The 18907-nt window shown below is 66.9% G+C and carries 17 protein-coding genes; 10 read left to right on the top strand and 7 right to left on the bottom strand.

Translation table 11 applies throughout. The features are described from left to right. Positions 1 to 6 precede the first annotated feature (6 nt). Positions 7 to 270, top strand: a complete 264-nt coding sequence (locus tag SPDO_RS05940) for a DUF1467 family protein (protein WP_088366560.1) — start codon at positions 7 to 9, stop codon at positions 268 to 270. A 293-nt stretch (positions 271 to 563) separates the two neighbouring features. Here SPDO_RS05940 and SPDO_RS05945 read toward each other — a convergent pair whose 3' ends face one another. Then, positions 564 to 2915 (bottom strand): coiled-coil domain-containing protein, encoded by a 2352-nt coding sequence (locus SPDO_RS05945; protein ID WP_245829226.1) that lies wholly within the window; start codon positions 2913 to 2915, stop codon positions 564 to 566. Positions 2916 to 2982: 67 nt separating this feature from the next. On the opposite strand from SPDO_RS05945, the gene SPDO_RS05950 reads away from it, so the two are divergent. The 4 genes from SPDO_RS05950 to SPDO_RS05965 all read left to right on the top strand — a co-directional run bounded on the left by SPDO_RS05950 (position 2983) and on the right by SPDO_RS05965 (position 6981). Beyond that, the gene (locus SPDO_RS05950; protein ID WP_088366561.1) at positions 2983 to 3276 is read left to right on the top strand and encodes an Hpt domain-containing protein; all 294 of its coding nucleotides are present in this window, start codon (positions 2983 to 2985) and stop codon (positions 3274 to 3276) included. A gap of 85 nt (positions 3277 to 3361) precedes the next feature. Then, a complete protein-coding gene (locus tag SPDO_RS05955) occupies positions 3362 to 4540 on the top strand; it encodes a hypothetical protein (RefSeq protein ID WP_088366562.1) in 1179 nt (392 codons plus the stop codon). Between the two features lie 36 nt (positions 4541 to 4576). Continuing rightward, positions 4577 to 5653, top strand: a complete 1077-nt coding sequence (locus SPDO_RS05960) for a DUF2336 domain-containing protein (protein ID WP_158212154.1) — start codon at positions 4577 to 4579, stop codon at positions 5651 to 5653. Beyond that, entirely contained in the window at positions 5650 to 6981 is a 1332-nt protein-coding gene (locus tag SPDO_RS05965) for a sensor histidine kinase (RefSeq protein ID WP_088366564.1), read from the top strand. Before SPDO_RS05960 ends, SPDO_RS05965 begins: the two co-directional genes overlap by 4 nt. A gap of 78 nt (positions 6982 to 7059) precedes the next feature. Here SPDO_RS05965 and SPDO_RS05970 read toward each other — a convergent pair whose 3' ends face one another. Beyond that, a complete protein-coding gene (locus SPDO_RS05970) occupies positions 7060 to 8850 on the bottom strand; it encodes a hypothetical protein (protein WP_088366565.1) in 1791 nt (596 codons plus the stop codon). 211 nt (positions 8851 to 9061) lie between these two features. Between SPDO_RS05970 and SPDO_RS05975 the strand changes: the two genes are divergently transcribed. Then, complete coding sequence (locus SPDO_RS05975; protein WP_088366566.1) at positions 9062 to 9448, top strand: GtrA family protein; 387 nt, start codon at positions 9062 to 9064, stop codon at positions 9446 to 9448. Position 9449: 1 nt separating this feature from the next. After that, positions 9450 to 10178 (top strand): class I SAM-dependent methyltransferase, encoded by a 729-nt coding sequence (locus SPDO_RS05980; protein ID WP_088366567.1) that lies wholly within the window; start codon positions 9450 to 9452, stop codon positions 10176 to 10178. A gap of 19 nt (positions 10179 to 10197) precedes the next feature. On the opposite strand, the gene SPDO_RS05985 is transcribed toward SPDO_RS05980, so the two are convergent. The 4 genes from SPDO_RS05985 to SPDO_RS06000 form a co-directional block, all read right to left on the bottom strand. After that, the gene (locus SPDO_RS05985; RefSeq protein ID WP_088366568.1) at positions 10198 to 11214 is read right to left on the bottom strand and encodes a glycosyltransferase family 2 protein; all 1017 of its coding nucleotides are present in this window, start codon (positions 11212 to 11214) and stop codon (positions 10198 to 10200) included. Positions 11215 to 11267: 53 nt separating this feature from the next. Next, complete coding sequence (locus SPDO_RS05990) at positions 11268 to 13082, bottom strand: DUF885 domain-containing protein (protein WP_088366569.1); 1815 nt, start codon at positions 13080 to 13082, stop codon at positions 11268 to 11270. A 114-nt stretch (positions 13083 to 13196) separates the two neighbouring features. Beyond that, positions 13197 to 15302 carry a RelA/SpoT family protein gene (locus SPDO_RS05995; protein WP_088366570.1) on the bottom strand — a complete coding sequence of 702 codons (2106 nt, stop codon included), beginning with the start codon at positions 15300 to 15302 and terminating at the stop codon, positions 13197 to 13199. A 113-nt stretch (positions 15303 to 15415) separates the two neighbouring features. After that, positions 15416 to 15775: a CC_3452 family protein gene (locus SPDO_RS06000; RefSeq protein WP_088366571.1), complete on the bottom strand. Its 360-nt coding sequence runs from the start codon at positions 15773 to 15775 to the stop codon at positions 15416 to 15418. A 156-nt stretch (positions 15776 to 15931) separates the two neighbouring features. Between SPDO_RS06000 and SPDO_RS06005 the strand changes: the two genes are divergently transcribed. Next, a complete protein-coding gene (locus SPDO_RS06005) occupies positions 15932 to 16405 on the top strand; it encodes a winged helix-turn-helix transcriptional regulator (protein WP_088366572.1) in 474 nt (157 codons plus the stop codon). Between the two features lie 58 nt (positions 16406 to 16463). Here the strand turns inward: SPDO_RS06005 and SPDO_RS06010 are convergent, their stop codons facing one another. Further along, complete coding sequence (locus SPDO_RS06010) at positions 16464 to 17189, bottom strand: dienelactone hydrolase family protein (RefSeq protein ID WP_088366573.1); 726 nt, start codon at positions 17187 to 17189, stop codon at positions 16464 to 16466. Between the two features lie 106 nt (positions 17190 to 17295). On the opposite strand from SPDO_RS06010, the gene gpmA reads away from it, so the two are divergent. Then, the gene (gene gpmA, locus SPDO_RS06015) at positions 17296 to 17982 is read left to right on the top strand and encodes a 2,3-diphosphoglycerate-dependent phosphoglycerate mutase (protein ID WP_088366574.1); all 687 of its coding nucleotides are present in this window, start codon (positions 17296 to 17298) and stop codon (positions 17980 to 17982) included. 22 nt (positions 17983 to 18004) lie between these two features. Next, the gene (gene rarD, locus SPDO_RS06020) at positions 18005 to 18904 is read left to right on the top strand and encodes an EamA family transporter RarD (protein ID WP_088366575.1); all 900 of its coding nucleotides are present in this window, start codon (positions 18005 to 18007) and stop codon (positions 18902 to 18904) included. Positions 18905 to 18907: the final 3 nt, after the last annotated feature.

The raw sequence follows: 18907 nt of genomic DNA on the forward strand, positions 1-18907 counted from the left end.
GGCGTCATGCGGTGGACCTCGGCACTGGCCATCTACATCCTGTTCTGGACCTTCTCCGTCTTCCTGGTGCTACCCTTCGGGGTACGCACCAGCGACGAGGCAGGAATAGAGCGCGTGAAGGGCCAGGCCGAAAGCGCCCCGCATGATTTCGCCCCCGGCAAGGTGGCGTTGCGCGTCACGATCGTCGCGACGATCCTGTTTGCACTCTTCTACGCAAACTATGTGTTCGAATGGATCACCCCCGATATGGTCGACATGACCAAATATTGATCGGGCAGGGGCGGGCGCCGTTCACCCCGCGACACACCCGTCGTGGGGACGGCCGAACTCACCCCTAAAAACAACGCCACCCCGGCGAAGGCCGGGGTCCAGGTGGGAAGGCGGTCCTGAAACTCGCCGCCTGCCCGAGCCGTGTTACCGCAACTGAACCCGGTCTGCGCCAAGGTTATGGAATAACCTGCTGATCACGGGAATTGGTGCTGCGGTTGGCGCAAGCAGCGCGCCAATCAGGCAATCTGCGCAGAGATCACGCCAGGAGCCAATCCGCGCCTCCGATCGCCCGATCAGCTCAACCGTTCGATCGACTGTGCCAGCGCGACATACAGCTTGCCCATATCCGACGACAGCAGGGTGACGCCCAGCGGCGACCCGTCACGCTGCGTCAGGATCACGCGCAGCATTGCCTCGAAATCGTGGATGTAGCGGTTCACCTGGTCGCGGAAAGCGTCGTCGCTGTGATAATAATCGGCGATCTGCGCCTGATCCACCTCGTCGAGCAGCCGCACCGCACGCCGCGTGAAGACGCCGCGGTCGCCCTTCAGATAGGCCGCCCACGCGCTGTCGGACACGTCGGCGGAGAAGCGTCGCGTGATGTCGATCGAGGCGGAATTCAGCACCTCGATTAGCTGCGAGGCGCGCCGCGCGAAGCTTTCCAGCTCCTGCTCCTCGCGCTCGGTCCGCGCCCGGTCGATCCGCGTCTCGACCGCGGCGGAGACGGTCTCGATCTCCTTAAGCCGCTCGTCCAGCCGGTCGGCCGCCTGCGAGGCGGCCTTGACCGCCACCTCGGCGGTGGTCGCGATCTGGTGGATCTGCGTGTCGAGCCCGGCATTCACCGCGCGGCGCAGCGCGTCGGCGCCCGACTTGCCCAGCGCGTCGGCCGCTTCGGGGATCACCCGGCCCAGCACTTCGCGGGCATGTTCGGCCGCCTGGCTCGCGGTGTCGCGCACCCGCAGCAGCATTTCGATGAGGCGCGGCGCGGCCTCCTCCGCGAAGCGATTGGCGCGGTCGGCGGCTTCGTCCACCATCTGCCCCATCGCATCGGCCTTGGCGCGGCCCGTCGCAAGCGTCTCCAGCAGATTGCCGGTGAGCATGTCGACATTGCCGCGCTGGTCCGAGATCACCTGCGCGATCGCCTCGATCGCCGAATGCGTGCTTTCCGCCGCCGTCACCAGCGCCAGCAGCTCGGGCTTTGCCGCCGCCACCACCTGCTTGGCGGCGACCACGCGCGAATCGAGCCGGTCGACCGCCGCGGGCAGCGTTTCGTCGATCTCGCGCGCGGCGGCGTCGAGCGCCATCAGCAGCGCCTCGGTCGTGCCGATCGCCTTGGTCGCCATCGCATCGCCCGCGGCCAGCGCCTGCGTCATCGCATCGGCCGATCCGCCGAGTGCGCTGATCGAGGCGGCCAGTGTCTGCGACCGCTCGACACCCTGCTGATGCAGCCGGCCGAGCTGGCCCTCGACCCGCGCGATGCCGCCTTCCAGGTCGCCGACCAGCCCGTCGCCGGCCGCACGCTGGCTGTCGAGCCGCTCGGCGATCCGCTCGATCACCGCCTCGATCCGCGCCACGCGCTCGGCCAGCGCCTCGGCGCTTTCGCGCGCCGCCGTGTCGAGCGCGGCCTGGTTGGTGTTCACCATCGCCAGCATCGCATCGCCCTGCACCGACAGGCTCTTGCGCGACTTTTCTACCGCATCGGCGGTGCGGGTGAGCAAGGCGTCGACGGTCGCCGACATCTCGCCCGTCACCGCTTCCAGCCGGGTGCCCGCGACTGCGCTGGTTTCTTCCATCCGCGCTAGATGCCCGGCGAGCGTTTCCGCTGCCGCCTCGGCCACGCTTTCCGCCTCGCGCCCGCGCGTCGCAAGTGCGGCGATCTGCGCCTCCAGCGTCGCGGCGTGTGCGGCCGCCGCATTGCCCGCGCCCTCGATACGACCGATCAGCGCCTCCGCCTCGTTCTGCGCCTTGGGCAGCGCGTCGAGCAGCGCGGCAAGGCTCGTCTGCGCCTTGTCCGCCGCTTCGGCGAGCGAGCGGGCATGGACGTCCGCCTGGTCGATCTCTTCCGAAAGCCCGCGGCCGATCGCCGCCAGCCGCGCATTGGCCTCGTTGCCGATCGTGCCGATCTGCCGCGCCTGTTCCGCCAGCCGCCCGCGGTTTTCCTCCAGCGTGCCGGTTAGCGAGGAGACCAGCCATTCTAGCGCCGCCGCTTCCTCGCGCATCGCATGCGCCGTCGCGGTGAAGCGCAGCGCTTCGGTCCGGCTGGTGCGCAGCAGGATCAGCCACACGATGCCGGCCAGCGCCGGTACCGCGACCAGCGCCGCGGCGAATTGCGCCATCTCCAGCGGGCGCATGGTGCCAAGCTGATCGCGCGCCAGCCACAGCAGCACACCGATCCAGATCACCGCAATCGCCATCAGCGCGATCGGTGCAGGGTGCTGCCACGCCGGGCGCGGCGTCACGTCGTCGAACGCGGGTGCATAGGTTGCCGGCTCGTCGTGCGCGGCCTCGACGGGCGCGGCCCCCAGATCGGGCGCCGCCGGCTCGGCCGGCACGGCCGCTGCCGCCATGGTGGTCGTGTCGCTTGCGTCGCTCGCACGAATATCGGTGATCGTCTGCCCCCCGGTCATGGCGGCGAGATGTACCATGAAATCCCGGCCTTCAAAGCGAATAGCGGCAACTTGCGATTAAGCGTTTCATTGTAGCGTCGTGCGAATGGCGATCGATCCGGGAGCAATCGATGCGGCGCTGGCGGCGGCGGTGGGGGATGATCCTGCACTGATCGCCGAACTGCGCGCGGCATTTGTCGACAGTGCGCGGCGCGGCCTCGCGGGGCTGGAGGATGCGGCCGACGAGGATGCATGGCGCGCCGCATGCTGGCGCATCAAGGGCCTGGCCGCCAGCTTCGGTGCCGTGCGCCTGGTGGCGATGGCGACGGAGGCGACGCGGCGTCCGGTCGGTGATCCCGCCATGCTCAAACGCCTGCGCGCGGTGATCGCGCGGCTTTGAACCGCCCGTAGACGCAGCGGAATTTCGGGGTGTTTCCGCCCGCTTGATGATTGCTCCGCCGCTCGACAATCCCTAACAGCGCCCGATGCTTGCAGGGCTGATCTTTGCCGTTCGGGATGCGGACGAGCCGACGGGCACGCTTGCCGCCACCCTGCCGTTCGCCGGCATGACGGTGATCGAATATCAGGCGCGGCTGCTTATCGCCGCCGGCGTTTCTCAGATCGTGGTGGTGGTCGCGCGGCTGACGCCCGAGCTGCTCGGCGCGGTGGCGCGGATCGGCGGGCGTGGTGTCACCGTGGATACGGTGCGCAGCGCCGCGGAGGCCGCCGCGCGGCTCCATCCGCTCGCGCGCCTGCTGGTGCTGGCGGACGGCCTCATCACCACCGATACCGTGCTCGGCCCGCTGGCGCGCGAACATGCCGACGCGCTGCTCGTCGTGCCCGAGGCGGAGGCCGATGCCGGGTACGAGCTGATCGGCGGCGGCGATGCCTGGGCCGGGATCGCCCGCGTGGATAGCGGGCTCCTGTCGCAGGTCGCCGCCATGCCTCGCGATTATGACGTGCAATCCGCGCTGCTCCACGTCGCGGCGCAGGCCGGCACGCTGCGGCTGGTGCTGCCCGAGGGCAAGCCGCGCGGCGGCCATGGCGTCGAAGCGCGACGCGACACGCTGGAGGCGCGCAGCCGTGCGGTGGTCGGCGCGACGCTTGCCGCGCGGCCGGGCTGGTTCAATCGCTGGGTGGTGCGCCCGCTCGCACGCGTCGCCATGCCCGCGCTGATGCGCCGCCACCTGCCCACCGGCGCGCTGGCGGGCGGCGCGGCGGCGACGGCGCTCGCCGGCCTGGTCGCCTTGTGGTTCGGCCAGCTGGTCGCCGGCCTCATCCTTGGCACCGTGGGCGTGGCCGGCGCGATGCTGGTCGCTACCTTCGCGTGGCTGCGCGACGAGGAACTGCTGGCGCGCCTGATGGGCTGGACGGCGCTGGGCGTGCCGGCGCTCGCCGCGCTGCTGCTCGGCCACGCGCTCGACGCACAGACCGGGGAGCTGACCGCGCGGCTGTTGGCGCTGGTGCTGGTGGTGCTCGGCGCGCTCGGCCATCGCGCGATGCCGGCGGCGCGACCCGCCGGATGGGGCGATCCGCCGGCGTACCTCGTGGTGCTGGCACTCGGCACGATCCTGGGCCTGCCGTTCCTCGGCCTTGCCGCCGCGGCGCTTTATGCCGCCGTCACGCTCGCGCTCGCCATTGAAGCACTTCGTCCACCAGTTTAGCAGCGCCTTAACATGACCGGCAGTAGGGCAGGTCGCATGTCGGTTGATCTCAGCGATATCACACCCGCCCCGGCGCCGGATTCGCCCGCTTTCCACGCGCGCGCCGCCGCGGCCGAATCGCGCGGCGCCGCGCGGCTTGCGGCGCAGGTCGATGATTTCTTCCGCGCCGATGCCGATCGGCTGGACGATCGCACCCGGGCGGCGGCGGCTGCCACGCTGCGGGCGAACCTGTTGGCGCTGTTTGATGATCTTGTGCAACGCGTGGTCGATCAGGTGCCCGGCCTGGACCGGTCCGGCGACCAAATCGCCGAAGCGGTGCAGCGGCGCCTGCACGCGTCGGGGCTGCTTCGCCAGCCGGTGCTGATGGAGGCGCTCTTTGCCCGCGTCCGGCAGGATATTCTCGGCGACACGCTGCGCGCCAATCGGGCGCCGGATGCGTCCGCGTCGGTGCTTGCCCGGCTGATCGCCGAGCGGGAATCGGCGACCGCCGATGCGGCGCGCGCCTATGTCACGGCCGATGGCCGCCGGCATCCTGGGTCGCCTGCGGATCTGCCGCCGCCCTGCCGCGAAACGCTGCTCTGGTCGCTGGCCGCAGCCTTGCGGGATCACTGGGCGGCGGGATCGTCCGCGCAGCCGCTTGTCGATCGCGCATTGGCCGACGCGGTGAAAGCCAGCATCGCCGATCACGACGACGCCGATCGGCTGGAAAGCATCGCAACCCGGCTGGCCGGTCTGATGGGCGGCGAAGAAGGCCTGCTCGCGGCGCAGTTGGTCGGCGCGCTGGAGGAGGGGCATGTCGCGCTCTTCATCGCGCTGGTATCCGCCGCACTCGTGCTGGACCAGTCGATCGTCCGTGCCCTGGTGCTCGACCCGGCGGACGAGCGGCTGTGGCTCGCCCTGCGCGCGCTTGAGCTCGACCGCGCCACCATTGCGCGCATCGGCTTTCTGTTGAGCGAGGCGGACCCGCGCCGCGATCTTGAGGTGCTGGCCGAACGTGTCACCACCGCCGCCGCGCTGCCGCCGCACAAGGCGGCCGAGGGGCTGGCGCTGCTGGCGCTGCCGGCACCCTTCCGGGCGGCGATCGGCGCGCTCGATCGGGCGACGGCGCGGTGATCGACGCCGCTTCCTATACGGCAACGCTCGACGGCGAGGATCGGCTGGTCGAGGCCGATCCCTCCTTTGCGGCGCTGAATGCCCGCGCCGGCGGGGCGGTGGGCCAGCCGCTCGCCGCGCCGCCACTCGCCGCGCTCGCCCGTCTGGCGCGCCGGCTCGCGATTCCGGTGGCGCGGGTGGTGACGATCGCGGATGCCGATCAGGACATGGATTGCTGGGTCCGCGCCGCGCCGACTGGTGACGAGGTGGCGCTGACACTCGCGGTTATTCGCGAACGCCCGGCGTGGCGCCCCCCGCTCGCCGCCGCCGTCCCACCACCGCCCGGCGGCGATTGGGCATGGGAAGTGGATGCGCAGCTCAAGTTTCGCCAGCTCCTGATCGACGCCGGTCAGGATCACGGCGTGGACGAAACGCTGGTGATCGGCCAGCCACTCACCAGCGTGTTTGAGCTCGAAAGCGACGATGCCGGCGCCATGCCGTTGCTCGACGCGGTGGCGGCGGTGGATCATTTCGCCGATCAGCCCGCGCTGCTCGGCGCCAGCGGCGCGCGTGTGCTGCTCGCCGGGCACGTCCGGCTGGACCGGACCGGCGGGTTCAACGGCTTTGTCGGCGCCACCTATCACCAGGTGCGCCGCGACGTGGCCCCCGATGCGGAGATCGCCGGGCGGTTCAATCATCAGCTCGACACCATCCTGCGCCGGCCGCTCAGCCGCATCGTCGCCAATGCCGACAGCATCAATGCGGGCGTGGATGGCGATATCGACCCGCAATATGCCGATTACGCCGCCGACATCGCCAGTGCCGGCCGACACCTGATGGGTCTCATTGACGACCTGTCGGATATCGAGGCGATCGAGCGCGAGGATTTCACCGTCGAGGACGAGGGGATCGACCTTGCCGACGTCACCCGCCGCGCCGCCGGGCTGCTGTCGGTCCGCGCCGCCAACGCCGGGGTGACGATCGACCGGGGCGATCTCGACAGCGCGGTGCCGGCGCACGGCGAGTTCCGCCGCACCTTGCAGATCATGGTCAATCTCATCGGCAATGCGGTCCGCTATTCGCCGCGAGACGCGATCGTCTGGCTGCGGCTCCAGCGTGACGGCGACCGCGTCTATGCCATCGTCGCCGATCAGGGAAAGGGGATCGCGCCCGAGGATCAGGAACGCATCTTCGCCAAGTTCGAGCGGGTCGACACCAGCGAGCCCGGTGGCAGCGGGCTCGGCCTCTACATCGCGCGGCGTCTCGCACGCGCAATGGGCGGCGATCTGACCGTCGACAGCGCGCCCGGAGAGGGCGCACGCTTCATTTTGCGCCTGCCGGCCGCCTGACGGGCGATCGCGGCCGAAACGATGCCGGAAACAGGCCGCTTGGCGGCGGTTCGAGGCTGAAGTGCGCCCGGAAGCAGGCTAGCGCTGCCCCCCCTTTATGCGGAACAGCCGCAGCGGCGATCCCTTGGGGAGCGGCAGCGGGGTCAGCCAGTCGAACGTCTCGCCATGCGCCAGCCGGTCATAGAAACCGCCCGGCGCCTTGTCCCGATACACCGTCGATTCGGCCATGTTCGGGCATACCAGCATCAGCGTCGCGCCATGTTTCAGCATGATCGCCCGCGCCTGCTCCGGCGATCCCTTGAACGCATGATGCACATCCAGGATCGCCTCGCCATTACGGTGGTAAGGCCCTGCAATCGCGTCATGATGTGTCAGCGTGATCAGCCGCGGACCAAGGTCGACAAAGGTGAAAATCGTCGTCCGCGGCATTTGATTGAGCGGCTCCAGCGCCGGCACCGTCAGGCACCGCCCGGTCGCGCGATTGACCCGCTGCACATAAGGCGCGGGCTGGTCGATCGGCAGCGTGCGCAGCATCAAGCTCGCGAAACTCCCGGAAATCAGGGCGAAAACTGCGGCGCCGGCAAAGACGCGAACAAAGATCGATCGCTGCGCGAGCAACCAAGGCAGCAGCAGCGCGGCGAGCGCCGTGACGCCCGGGATGGCCATCATCTGCGCGGCAGGTCCGGCACGTACCTGCCACAGCAGCATCGCGGCGGAGAACGAGGCAAACAGGCTGACGCACGCCCAGCCCACCAGCCGCGCAGTGCCACGCGCCCGCCACGTCGCAATCCCCGCGCCGATGATCCCCATTACCGGCAGCGCAGCCAGCGGAAAGCCGGTACGGAACGGGTGGCGATATATCGGCTTGGCCTCACGCACATTGCTGAGCCAGCTATAGTAAAGCTCGTCCGAAACCTGCTCGGGCCGCGACAGGCACTGGGGGAACAGGGTGGCAAACGCCCCCGCGATCGCTCCTCCGACGATCGCCGCCAGCACCAGCCGCACCTTGCGATCGGCCGGAGAGAGCAGCGCCAGCAAAGCCAACCCCGCGCCCGCTGCCACAAACACGCTGAGCCAGATCGGCGTCAGCGCATCGCACCGCATCACCCGGTTCGCCTCCGACGCGAAGACGACATAGCCCGCCGCACATCCGCCACCCAGCGTCAGCGCATAGCTCATCAGCCGCGCGCGATCATCGGCATCCCACACCCAACGCAAGGCGATGATGGCGCCTGCCATCACGCAATAGGGCAGCATTTCCAAACCGATGGCGAGCGAGGTCGCGCTCGCCAGCCCAACCAGCGCGCCGCCGCGCGCTTGCTTCGGATCGCACAATCCGGCCACCGTCACGCTCAGCATCGCAAGCTGCCAGCCGTGATGGTCGATGCGATCGGGCATGAACATCAGGAGTGCGTTGGTGGAGCTCAACATGAACACGATCGCGAGCGGCCAGGCGAGCGGCGCTACCAGCCGCCGAACCGTCGCGCCCAGCGCCACCAGCACCACGCCAAGCGGAAGCAGCGGCGCAATCCCGCATGCCAGCTTCTCCGCCTCCGCTACGCCCACGAAAGGGCGAAGCAGCAGGATCAGCCCGGCAATCGGCAGATCCACGATGCGCGACCAGTGAATGTTGAAGCCCTGCGGCGGGTTCAGCCGATAGTTGCGCAGATCATACCAGCCCTGCCCGTCGAGCAGCGCCCGAACCTGCATCAGCCGCATGTTGTCGTCGGTATCGCCCAGCGACAGCCAGTGGATCGCCGCCCAGCGCTGCCAGACGTAGAAGATCGTGATCACCACCCAGGCGATCGTGGTCAGCTTGATCCAGTGCCGATCGAGGTCGCGCCCGAGTGATTGCAGTTGATCGTTCACGGGCTTCCCTCGCCGACGCCGGCGGACTAGACGCCGTTCGAAATCGTTGGTTCGCTCTGGCTTGCCGCTGGCACCCCTTCCCGTCGGCCAAGGAAAAGGGCAGGGCAAGGACAGGCGCAGCCCCGGTCGGGCTGTACGTGGCGCCCGCCTCTAGCCAAGGCGGCACAAAGGGCAAGGCGTGGACGCACTCCGCAATCGAGACGCATCGGCGATGCGCGACACTTTTTGGCAGCTTGTCCGCTTCGGAATCGCCGGCGGACTGGCGACGCTCTGCTACGCCATGGTCTATTCCCCTCTCGCCGCGTTCAAGATCACCTCGGAGCAGGTGGCGAACATCTGCGGCTATCTGGTGGCGATGGGCTCGGGCTATGTGCTGCACAGCCGCTGGAGCTTTCGCGGCCACGGGGCCGATGCGAAAAGCTCGATGCCCAAGTTCTTTGCGGTCTCGCTGGTCAGCTTTGCGCTCAACACCTTCTGGGTATGGCTGCTGACCGATGACGCCATGCTGGCCGGCGCGTGGTGGTGGCCGCTGGTGCCGATCGCCCTGGTGACGCCGCTTGTTACCTTTGCACTCAATCGTTTGTGGGTATTCGCCTGATATGGACCGCCGTGTTTACGATCGCATGGCCGAGCATGATTCCACCCATTGGTGGTATCGTGCCCGCCGCGATATTCTCTCCGATTATCTGACGCGCGAGGCTGCGCTGCCCGAGCAGGCGCGCATTCTGGAGATCGGCTGCGGCACGGGGCACAATCTGCCGATGCTCGCCCGTTTCGGCACTGTGGATGCCATCGAGATCGATCCTGCGGCGCGCGAGGTTGCCAGTCTGCGCCTCGGCAAGGCGGTGGGTGAGGCGCCGTTGCCGGCGCTCTCCGGCGTGCCAAAGGCGAGCTATGATCTGATTGCGGTGCTCGATGTGGTGGAGCATATCGAGGATGACGTGGCCGCGCTGCGTGCCATGCGTGAGCGGCTGGCGCCCGGCGGCAAGATCCTGATTACGGTGCCCGCGCATCAGTGGATGTGGAGCGCGCATGATGTGGTGAATCATCACCACCGCCGCTATTCCAAGGCCACTTTGAATGCGGCGATCGAACAGGCCGGGCTGCGTCCGCGCAAGCTCGGCTATTTCAACTCGTTGCTGTTCCCACTTGCTGCCGGTGCCCGGCTCGCCGGCCGGATCACCGGTCGCGACGACAGCGACGATACGCCGCCACCAGCGCCCGTTAACAAGCTGTTCGAAGCGATCTTTCGCGCCGAACGCCACCTCGTCGGGCGCTTGCCGATGCCGCCGGGCGTCTCGATCCTGACGCTCGCCGAGCCGGCCTGAAAGACCGCCCGCGCCGGGTTCAGGCGCGGGTGTCGTCCACCAGGTCGGCCTCACGTACGCGCGTCGCAGCGGCCTGGAAACCAAGCGTCGCCCGGCTGTGGACCGTGCCCGCGATGTCGGCGACCAAATACAACGGCCGCCGCTTCGATTCGATGTACAGCCGGCCGATATATTCACCGATCATGCCCAGCACGAACATCTGCACCGCGCTGAGCACCGTCACGACCAGCATGGTGGAGGTCCAGCCCTGCACAGGGTCGCCCTCGAAATATCCCCACAGGATATACACCAGCAGCAGCAGCGATGCGCCGGCGAGCGCGACCGACGCATGACTGGCGAAGCGCAGCGGCGCGGTGGAAAAGCCGGTCACCGCATCAAAGGCGAGGCGCAGCATGCGCGAGAGCGGATAATTGGTCTCGCCGGCATGGCGCTCGGCGCGGTCGTAGGGGAAGGGCACCTGGCGGAAGCCGATCCAGGCGACCATGCCGCGAATGAAGCGCGCCTGTTCGGGTAGCGCGAGCAGCGCATCGAGCGCACGTCGCGTCATCAGGCGAAAGTCGCCGGTATCGAGCGGAATGGGCGTATCGGTCAGGCGATCGAGCACGCGGTAAAAGGCGGCGGCGGTCGCCTTCTTGAAGAGCGTTTCGCCCGCCCGCTTGCGCCTGACGGCGAAGACCACGTCGGCGCCCTCGCGCGCCATCGTCGCACGCATCTCGGTCACCAGTTCGGGCGGATCCTGCAAATCGGCATCGATGATCAGGATCTGCTCGCCCGAGCACAGGTCAAGACCGGCGGTCAGTGCCAGCTGGTGGCCGTGATTGCGTGACAGGTTGATCGCCGCCACGCGCGGATCGGCGGATGCCAGCTGCTGCATGATCGGCCAGCTGGCATCGCGCGAGCCGTCGTTGATAAAGATGATCTCGTGATCGTCGCCCACCGCCGCCTTAGCGGCGGCCGAGACCCGCTGGTGGAGCACGGGCAGGGTCGCTGCTTCGTTGTAGCAGGGCACGACAATGGAAAGGGCGGGACGGTGCATGATCGCTGCGATCTACAGACCGTCCCGCTCGAAATCACGTGGAAGTTGCGCAATTAGGCGCGCGCCTGCTCCTCCACCAGCCGTTCCAGGATCGTCAGTGGCACTGCGCCATAGCGCAGAACCTCGTGGAACTGCTTCAGGTCGAAGCGGTCGCCGCGGATCTGCTGCGCCCGCTCGCGCGCCCGCACCCAGGCGGCGTGACCCACCTTGTAGCTGCACGCCTGGCCCGGCTGGGTGCAGTACCGCTCGACCTCGCGCTGCGAGCGAGGTTGCGCGAAGCCGACGGTCTCGACCATGTAGTTGGTCGCCTGATCGCGCGTCCACCGCTTGGTGTGGAGTCCCGTGTCGATCACCAGCCGTGCGGCGCGGAACAGGTAGCTTTGCAGAAAGCCGGCGCGCTCCAGATCATCGGCATAGCCGCCAAGCTCGTCCGCGACGCTTTCGGCGTACAGCGCCCAGCCTTCGGAATAGGCGCTGAAGAAGCTGAGGTTACGCAGCAGCGGCTGCGGCGATTTCTGCGCGATCGAGATCTGCAGGTGATGGCCGGGCACACCCTCATGATAGGTAAGGCTTGGCAGCGAATATTTCGGCCAGTCGCCCACGTTCTTCAAGTTAATCCAGTAGATCGCCGGGCGCGACCCATCGAGCGCGGCGCGGCTGTAATAGCCGTTCGACGCACCGTCCTGGATCTCGACAGGAACCGCCTGGATATTCAGCGGCTCGTTTGGCGGGTTGATGAAGGCTTGGCCGAGCTTCGCCGTCATTGCCGCATTACCCTCGTTCAGGCTGCGGATCAGCGCGGCGCGCCCTTCCGGCGTATCCGGGTACAGCTGATCGGCGCGTACGTTAAGCTGGTTCAGCCGCTCGCCCACATTGCCCTTGGTCAGACCCTGCTTCTTCAGGATGGCGTCGAGCTGCGCCGAAATCTCGCGTACCTGGTCGAGGCCCATCTGGTGGACCTCCTCCGGCGTGAACTTGGTGGTGGTCGCCTGCTCCAGCGCGGCGGCATAAATTTCATCGCCGCGCGGCACGTCCCAGATACCTGCCGAGCTGCGTGCGGTCGGCCGCAGCGACTTCATCAGCGCGATCTGTCGATCGAGTGCGGGATAAACCTCCGCCTGCACGATCCGTGCGGCGCGGGCCTGCCAATCGCCGGCTATGTTTTTCGCAGCGGCACGCTTCGCCACCGACTGCGCAAGCCCGCTCTCGGCCGGCGCAGGCGAGCGGAGCTTCGCCATCTGCAGCAGCGTCAGGTCGAGCGAGAAGTCTGGTGCCAGATAGCCGCGCGCGGCTTCTTCGCGCTGATCCGCCGTGTCCTGATCCAGCCGCTTGGCGAACGCGCCGAGCCGGTCGAGGTAGGCTTCGCAATCGTCGGTATTGTTGATGGTGTGCGCCGAATTCAGGAAATCGGGTGTCGAGAAATAGCTGCCGCCCTGCTGAAAGATGGTGAAAGGGCGCTGCACCCCGTCGAGCTTGAAGCGGTCGTACGGAACGGCCCGCGTTTCGAGCGAATACAGCACAACCTCACGGTCCAGCTTCGAGCGTGCCGAGAGCGGGGCGGAATCCACCGCCTGCACCGATGCGATCGCCTGCTTCAGATCGGCGCGCGCCGCGGCCTTTCCGGCAGCGGAGTTATCCGACAGCTGATGCTTGAGCGCCGCATTCGGGCCCTTATCCATGCCCAGCGAGGTGGCGAGTTCGGGCGAACGCTGCAGCGTCTGGGCGAATATTTTGTCGAAAAGGGCGTTCAGCTTCGCGTCGGCCGGATTGGCAGGAGCAAGGGAAGCGGTCTGTGCGCGCAAGGCTTCTGGTACCAGCGCGAAGGCGGAAGCGGCGCTGGCAGAGGCAAGGAAGGTACGGCGATCCAAGGGCTTGTGCCTTTCACTGAGAAGATGGCACGATCCTAGTCATGGCAGCAGCGATGCCGCAAGTGGCGCAGCTGCGCGACGATCATTGTCGCCGCTCACGCCGCGATCATTTGGTCAGACCCGCTCCACCGAATTTACCGCGTCCGCGGCCCGCAACGCCGACAACAGACGCATCAACTGGTGAGCGTCATGCACCTCGACGTCGATCACGTTGGTGTGAAACTGCGTGTCGCGCGTGTCGAGGCGCAGGTTGATGATGTTTGCCTTGTGCTGACCGATGATCGTCGCCAGTACGCCGAGCGCGCCGGGCTCGTTCTTCACCTCTACGGCGATACGGGCAGTGGCGCCTTCGGTCTCGTTCCCCCATTTGAGATCGAGCCAGTCGGTTTCTTCCTCGGACCGGTCGGCCAGATCGGCAAGCGTCGGGCAATCGATCCGGTGCACCTCGATCGACGCATCGGGGCGACGCAAGCCGATGATCCGGTCGCCCGGCACCGGATGACAGCAGTCGCCAAGCTCGTAGGCGACGCCCGGCGCTAGTCCGTCGATCGAGATAGCGGAGGACTGCGGCGGCGCCTGCGCCACATCGGCGCCGGCCGAGCCGGGCATCAGTGCCTCCATCATCTGTGCGTCCGTGATGGTGCGGCGGGCGATCGCCTGCATCAGCGCGGCCTCGTCGGCGAGTTTTACGCGCTTCAAAGCATGGGTAAGCGCATCCACGCCGAGCGGGGCGGGCAGGCGTGCAACGATGTCGTCGTAAAGCTTCCGGCCGAGCGCGATGGTCTGCTCGCGCTCCACCTGCCGCAAATGCCGGCGAATGGCCGCCAGCGCCTTGCCGGTAATGGCGAAGTTCAGCCAGTTGGGCTGCGGTGTCTGCGCCTTGGACCGCAGCACCTGCACCTGATCGCCGTTCTCGATCACCGTGCGCAGCGGCACGACACGGCCGTTGATCTTGGCGCCCACCGCCTGATCGCCAAGATCGGTGTGAACGGCATAGGCGAAGTCGATCGGCGTCGCGCCTTTGGGCAGCTGGATCAGCTCGCCCTTCGGCGTGAAGGCGAAGATGCGGTCCTGGTACATTGCCATGCGAGTGTGCTCCAGCAGCTCTTCCGGGCTGCCGGCGGTGTCCAGAATTTCAACCAGATCGGCGATCCAGCTGTGCTGCGTCTGCGGGCTGACCCGAGCGCCCTGCTTGTAGGCCCAGTGCGCCGCCAGGCCGAACTCGGCCTCCGCATGCATCTCCTCGGTGCGGATCTGTATTTCGACGCGCTGGTTCTCGGCATGGATCACCGAGGTGTGCAGCGAGCGATAGCCGTTGCGCTTGGGCGTGGAGATGTAATCCTTGAACCGCCCCGGTACCATCGGCCAGCGGCGATGGATGTGGCCAAGGGCGGCGTAGCAATCGTTCTCGGTCTTCACGATCGCGCGGAACGCCATGATATCGGACAATTGCTCAAAGCTGATGTGCCGCTCCTGCATCTTGCGCCAGATGCTGTACGGATGCTTCTCCCGACCCGTCACCTCCACATCCACGCCGTGGCGGGAAAGCAGCAGCTTCAGCCCCGACGCGATTTTCGTGATGCGGTCGCCGCCGCCAGCCTTCAGTTGCTCCAGCCGGCGCGTGATCGAGACATAGGCTTCGGGTTCCAACTGCTGAAACGCGAGCGTCTGCATCTCGTTCATGAACTCGTACATGCCGATCCGCTCGGCGAGCGGCGCATAGATATCCATCGTCTCACGCGCGATGCGGCGACGCTTCTCCTCCGATTTGATGAAGTGGAGGGTGCGCATGTTGTGAAGACGATCGGCAAGCTTCACCAGCAACACGCGAATGTCGCCGGACATCGCGAGCAGGAATTTGCGCAGGTTCTCCGCTGCGCGCTCGCTTTCTGTCTGCGCCTCGATCTTGCTGAGCTTGGTGACGCCCTCAACCAGCCGGGCGACATTGTCGCCGAACAATTGCTGGATCTGGTCGCTCGTGGCGACCGTATCCTCCACCGTGTCATGCAGGATCGCAGTGGCGATCGTCTCGTCATCGAGGTGCAGTTCGGTCAGGATTCCGGCCACCTCGATCGGGTGGCTGAAATACGGGTCGCCGCTCGCGCGCTTCTGCGTCCCATGCGCGTTGACAGAAAAGACATAGGCGCGATTGAGCAGCGCCTCGTCGGCATGCGGGTCGTAATCAAGGACCCGGTCTACAAGTTCATATTGCCGCAGCACAGCTCAGGATCTGAGCAGGCGCGACATGCTTTGCAACAAAAAAGGAGCGGGCAACAAAAAGGGCCCGCACCATGCGATGCAGGCCCTCTTCCGTTTATCGGCGGGAGTGCCGATCAGTTAGCGGGTGCCGAGGAGACGTCGGCCTTCGCCGCCATCGCCTTGCCACCCTTCGCCTTTGCGTTGCACGCGTCCAGCGCCGCGCCGTCGAACGCTTCGCCATTCACCGCAAAGGCGGTGAGCGTGCCAGCGCTGCGCGCCACCAGCTGACAAGCGATCATTTCACGCACGGGTGCATTGGTGACGACATAGGCGCCATCACGGACCTGCCACTGCGTGTCACGGGTGATGAGGAAGCTCTTGGTCGGCGCACTGGCCGGTGTCGCAACATAAGTGTCGCGCGGGCCTGCCGAAACGCCGGCGGATGCAAGGATCGCCGCGGAGGCAATAACCGACCTAGCGAGGATGCGAATCATGGAAGAACACTCCCGAAAACCTAATGCGTTCCACCTAGATGCCGCACATGCGAGTTTCAATAGAAAACTCGCATGTGCGAGTTGCAGATCGCAACGTTTATTTTGTGTTCGGCCTCCGGGTCGCTATCCGCTACCCTCGTGTTCAAAGGAGCGTTGATGGACAAGTTGCGGGAACAATTGGGTGAATGCAGTCTTCCCGCCGCACTTGAGACGATGGGCGAGCGCTGGGCGTTCCTGATCCTGCGCGCTGCCTTCAATGGCTTGCGCCACTTCGAGGAGTTCCAGTCCGAACTGGGGATCGCGCGCAACATTCTGGCGAATCGGCTGGCGCGCTTCGTGGATCACGGCATCATGGAGCGACAGTCGCTAGCCGAGGACCGCCGCAAGATCGCTTACTGCCTCACCGACAAGGGGTATGCGCTGCTTCCCACCATGGTTGCGCTGCGGCAATGGGGCGAACGGTGGGAAACCGGATCGCCCGCCTTTCCGATCCTGGTCGATGCTCGTGACAATTGCCCCATCCAGGAGGTGGCGGTGTTGAGTCACGACGGTCGGGTGCTCGGCAAGGAAGACCTGCACTGGGCCTTGCCCGGGGATGTCGCCAGCAAGGATCGCGACGCCGCACAATAGCGGCGTCTTCGTTCCGACGGAGGTTGGGCGGCCAACGAATGGCCGCCGCTCGCTTGGCTTAGACGAACAGTTCCGCGAGGAAGTCGCTCATCGCCTTCCAGCTGCGGCGATCGGCGCGCTCCTCGTGGCCGAAGGTGCGATCGGACGTCTGCGGCATGCCGGCATCGGTGAAGGCGTGGCCGGCATTGCCATAGGCGTGGATCTGCCAGTCAGCCTGCCCCTCGGTCAGTTCGCGACCGAGCGCGACCATCGTGTCGGGCGGGCAGAGCGGGTCTTCCCAGCCGTGGCACACCAGCAGCTTCGCCGCGATCGGTGACACGTTGGCGTAATCGGGTTGATCGTACACGCCGTGGAAGCTGACGCCGCCAAGGATCGGCAGCCCGCTGCGCGCCATGTCGAGCACGCACTTGCCGCCGAAGCAGAAGCCGATCGCCGCCACGCGGGCCGGATCGACGGCGGCGAACCCGCGAAGCGCGTCCAGCGATGCGGACAGCCGCTCGCGAAGCAGCGCACGATCGGCGTTCAGCACGTCCATATATTCGGAAACGTTGTCGCTATCGCGCGTCTTGCGCCTGCCCTGGCCGAAGACGTCGCAGGCGAGCGCGACATAGCCGAGCTTGGCGAGATCCTCCGCCTTCTGGTTGTCCGATTCCTTCTGGCCCAGGATGTTGGGGCAGACCAGCACGCCGGGGCGCGGCGTCTCCACCTCGTCCTCCCAAGCGATCACGCCTTCGAACGGGCCGCCGGGGCCGTCGTAGATCAGGGTCTGCCGGACAATTGCCATCTGTACCTCCTGGAGCGCTGGTTACCGTGCGCGCTTGCTGAACGGGCGAACTTCTCCCTATCAGCGCGCCGAGCGCGCTTCTACCGAGCGCTAACGGGAGACACCGATGCCAAAGCTCGTCCTGATCCGCCACGGGCAGTCCGCCTGGAACCTGGAAAATCGCTTCACCGGCTGGTGGGACGTCGACGTGACCGAAAAGGGTGCGGCGGAGGCGCGCGCGGCGGGCGAACTGATGGCGGCCAAGGGGCTGGACTTCGACCAGACGTTCACCTCGCTCCAGACCCGTGCGATCAAGACGCTGAACCTCGCGCTGGAGGCGATGGGCCGCCTGTGGCTGCCGACGGAGAAGCATTGGCGGCTGAACGAGCGGCATTATGGCGGGCTGACCGGCCTCAACAAGGCGGAGACCGCGGCCAAGCACGGCGACGAACAGGTGCACATCTGGCGCCGCAGCTTCGACATACCGCCGCCCGTGTCCGAGGCCGGCAGCGACTATGACGTCGCGAACGACCGCCGCTATGCCGGCATCGACGTGCCCGCCACCGAAAGCCTGAAGGACACGATTGCGCGCGTCCTGCCGTATTGGGAAGAGCGCATCGCCCCTGCGCTGAAGGACGGGCAGCGCGTGCTGATCTCCGCGCACGGCAATTCGCTGCGCGCGCTGGTGAAGCACCTGTCGAACATTCCGGACGACGAGATCACCGGATTGGAGATCCCCACCGGTCAGCCGATCGTCTACGAACTGGCCGACGATCTGTCCGCGATCGACCGTTATTACCTCAACGAACGCTGACACGTCCGGGAGCGCCGCCGCCGTGACCAACAATGCCGCGCGCGGCGGGCTCCTGCTGGGGTTGGGCGCATATGCGATCTGGGGTGTCCTGCCGCTGTATTTCCGCTGGCTGGGCGGGGTGCCTGCGCTGGAGGTGCTGGCGCATCGCGTGGTGTGGTCGCTGGCGCTGCTGCTGATCGTGGTGACGGCGCTGCGGCGCTGGCCGGCGGTGCGCGCGGCGGTGACCGGGCGGACGATGGCGATGCTGGCGGCGAGTGCGCTGCTGATCGCGACCAACTGGCTAATCTACATTTGGGCGGTGAATAACCACCAGACACTGGCGGCGAGCCTTGGTTATTTCATCAACCCGCTCGTCAACGTGGCCCTAGGCGTTGCGGTGCTGGGCGAGCGGCTCCGGCGGTGGCAGGGGGTGGCGATCGCCGTTGCCGCGGTCGGCGTCATCGCAATGGCGATTGGCGCGATCGAGACCTTGTGGATATCGCTGACGCTGGCGCTGTCGTTCGGTTTCTATGGGCTGGTGCGCAAGATGGTCGCGATCGACTCGCTGGGCGGACTGACCATCGAGACGGCGCTGCTGACCCCGCCGTCGCTGATCTATCTGCTCATAATGGCGGAGGGTGGCGGCGGCGCATTCGGCGGTGACGCGGTGCTCAACGCCAAGCTGGTGGCGCTCGGTATCGTCACTGCGGCGCCGCTGCTGATGTTCGCCGAGGCCGCGCGGCGGCTGCCCTATTCGACGCTCGGCCTGCTGCAATATCTCGCGCCCACGCTCCAGTTCATCGTTGCGGTAGCAGTGTTCGGCGAGCCGCTGCGGCCGTTGCACCTCCTCGTGTTCGGGCTGATCTGGGCGGGATGCGCGCTGTTCGCGTGGGACGGCTTGCGTGCGGCGCGCGCCCGTGCGCGCAAGCCGGTTGTGGCCTGACGG

This window comes from Sphingomonas dokdonensis, from assembly GCF_002197685.1.
Taxonomy (GTDB): domain Bacteria; phylum Pseudomonadota; class Alphaproteobacteria; order Sphingomonadales; family Sphingomonadaceae; genus Sphingomonas; species Sphingomonas dokdonensis.

Bases quoted from the DNA above. Each gene is read 5' to 3' on its own strand.
- SPDO_RS05940 (WP_088366560.1), top strand. From the start codon at position 7: ATGCGGTGGACCTCGGCACTGGCCATCTACATCCTGTTCTGGACCTTC.
- SPDO_RS05945 (WP_245829226.1), bottom strand. From the start codon at position 2,915: ATGGTACATCTCGCCGCCATGACCGGGGGGCAGACGATCACCGATATT.
- SPDO_RS05950 (WP_088366561.1), top strand. From the start codon at position 2,983: ATGGCGATCGATCCGGGAGCAATCGATGCGGCGCTGGCGGCGGCGGTG.
- SPDO_RS05955 (WP_088366562.1), top strand. From the start codon at position 3,362: ATGCTTGCAGGGCTGATCTTTGCCGTTCGGGATGCGGACGAGCCGACG.
- SPDO_RS05960 (WP_158212154.1), top strand. From the start codon at position 4,577: ATGTCGGTTGATCTCAGCGATATCACACCCGCCCCGGCGCCGGATTCG.
- SPDO_RS05975 (WP_088366566.1), top strand. From the start codon at position 9,062: ATGCGCGACACTTTTTGGCAGCTTGTCCGCTTCGGAATCGCCGGCGGA.
- SPDO_RS05980 (WP_088366567.1), top strand. From the start codon at position 9,450: ATGGACCGCCGTGTTTACGATCGCATGGCCGAGCATGATTCCACCCAT.
- SPDO_RS05985 (WP_088366568.1), bottom strand. From the start codon at position 11,214: ATGCACCGTCCCGCCCTTTCCATTGTCGTGCCCTGCTACAACGAAGCA.
- SPDO_RS06000 (WP_088366571.1), bottom strand. From the start codon at position 15,775: ATGATTCGCATCCTCGCTAGGTCGGTTATTGCCTCCGCGGCGATCCTT.
- SPDO_RS06005 (WP_088366572.1), top strand. From the start codon at position 15,932: ATGGACAAGTTGCGGGAACAATTGGGTGAATGCAGTCTTCCCGCCGCA.
- SPDO_RS06010 (WP_088366573.1), bottom strand. From the start codon at position 17,189: ATGGCAATTGTCCGGCAGACCCTGATCTACGACGGCCCCGGCGGCCCG.
- gpmA (WP_088366574.1), top strand. From the start codon at position 17,296: ATGCCAAAGCTCGTCCTGATCCGCCACGGGCAGTCCGCCTGGAACCTG.